Source organism: Litorerythrobacter xanthomarinus (genome assembly GCF_046254955.1).
GTDB lineage: Bacteria > Pseudomonadota > Alphaproteobacteria > Sphingomonadales > Sphingomonadaceae > Qipengyuania_C.
This window is the reverse complement of the sequence record NZ_JBJXRG010000017.1, coordinates 1-255: the sequence shown is the minus strand read 5'-3', so window position 1 is coordinate 255 and position 255 is coordinate 1. Positions and strand designations below refer to the sequence as shown.

The window sequence follows — 255 nt, the reverse complement described above, 5'->3', positions numbered from 1 at the left end:
TCCACATCCGGCTGCCGTTGAGCGCAATAAAGGTCAGGATGATGTACTCCAGAGACATGGCGTAAACGCCCTGAAGTGCAAAAATAACGACGCTAATCACGTTAATAATCACCCACAACAGCCAGTTTTCCACATACTTACGCGTCATCAGAATCCTTGCCACGATAGATAAAACCATCATGCATGAAGCCCAGAACGCGAAAGCGTCCGGTTGCAGTTCAGGCATCACACCCGGTAATCCTAATGCTGGCATGA

1 protein-coding gene is annotated in these 255 nt (G+C 48.6%); it reads right to left on the bottom strand.

Going from position 1 to position 255, the window contains the following annotated elements; all coding sequences use genetic code 11:
* A partial coding sequence (pnuC, locus tag ACEWMW_RS14515; RefSeq protein WP_409414677.1) for a nicotinamide riboside transporter PnuC occupies positions 1-255 on the bottom strand: 255 nt, incomplete at both ends.